This is a genomic window from Escherichia sp. 93.0816, from assembly GCF_013368855.2.
Classification (GTDB): domain Bacteria; phylum Pseudomonadota; class Gammaproteobacteria; order Enterobacterales; family Enterobacteriaceae; genus Escherichia; species Escherichia ruysiae.
The window spans coordinates 1-1233 of record NZ_JABWNC020000066.1 but is presented as its reverse complement, the minus strand read 5'-3'; the positions used below and the strand labels follow the sequence as shown (position 1 = coordinate 1233).

Genomic DNA, 1233 nt, shown 5'->3' with positions numbered 1-1233 from the left:
GGTAGTTAATCATGGCTGAACACGATATTACGCCAGAAGTCACCATTTCCAAAACCCAGCGGCGAACTGTCGTTGGCTACCGCCCAAAGCGGGGTGATACCAGCACCCCGGCACTGAACCTGTCCGGTAAATGGCTGAGAGATGCGGGGTTTGATACCGGGACGGGCGTCACGGTGAAAATCTCGGAAGGATGCCTGATCCTGATTGCGGAGTGCAACGAGGTGCAGGAACTGAGGAAGGAACTTTATCAGGTTAAACAGGCAGTTAAGGGGATGCGGGACGGGATGTTTAGTGTGCTGAACGAAAATTAAATAATAAAAAAACCGGGAATATTTAATATCTCCCGGCTTTTAAGTGAAGGTTATTGACTCCCTGGATATCTATCTAAATAACCCTGACTTGATGGATATTTTGTAAAAAATGAAATTTTATCCCCATCAATAATTTCAATATCAAAAATCATAGAGCCACTTTCTTTTAAACCAATGTTATATGAATACAATTTTTCCTCTACTTCATCCAAAAGAGATATTGCCATATCATCAATAATTCCATTGCGCTCTTCAATAAGAAAAATTATTTCTTCTGGAAAATAAGATTCTATAATAACACCTTCATAATAGTAGTCGAACTTATCAACCCTGTTATATTCTATAAGAGCATATTTCTCATTCTCTCTAAATGAAATGATATAGTCTTTCATCCTTATCCTCCACATCCTCTGAAAGTACCAGACAGTTTCCCTTTGTTGGCATTAAAACCATCAACACCCTCTGGATGAATTAATCTTGCATGATTTTCCCCCAACTTACCTCCAGACGGATCGTGAATAACATCAAATCCAATTTTTCTGAGGTCCGCTGCATTGACCTCCCCAACACTTGTCGCGGGTCTTTTAGGAAATGCTTCATTCCATATTCTGATGGCTTCGTCAGCACTATTAGCTCTGATAACAGATACTCCTGGAGGATTTAACTTCCCTTTATTAATAGCGTCTATTTCACGAGGATTGAAATCAAACCCATAAGAACCATCGGTACTAATTCTATAAACTTTAGTTGCATCAGGAAGAGGAGCACCTTTTTCAAGGGAGGTACCTGTTAATCCAAGCGGATCGATCCAGCTTATTGGATTCGGCGCATAAGCATAAAGGTTTAATCCCCCCGCCAGCCCTATCGGGTCCGGCTGCGTAAACCGCCCGACATCCGGATCATAGTACCTGTGCAGATTGTA

Annotated in this window: 3 protein-coding genes; 1 reads left to right on the top strand and 2 read right to left on the bottom strand. The window is 41.5% G+C overall.

Translation table 11 applies throughout. From position 1 onward, the window contains the following. Window positions 1-11: 11 nt before the first annotated feature. Complete coding sequence (locus HEM79_RS22260) at window positions 12-311, top strand: SymE family type I addiction module toxin (RefSeq protein ID WP_183082727.1); 300 nt, start codon at window positions 12-14, stop codon at window positions 309-311. A gap of 50 nt (window positions 312-361) precedes the next feature. On the opposite strand, the gene HEM79_RS22255 is transcribed toward HEM79_RS22260, so the two are convergent. Continuing rightward, entirely contained in the window at window positions 362-703 is a 342-nt protein-coding gene (locus HEM79_RS22255) for a hypothetical protein (RefSeq protein WP_176241577.1), read from the bottom strand. Between the two features lie 2 nt (window positions 704-705). Further along, window positions 706-1233: RHS repeat-associated core domain-containing protein (locus tag HEM79_RS22835; RefSeq protein WP_286178685.1), on the bottom strand; the 528-nt coding region annotated here is incomplete at its 5' end.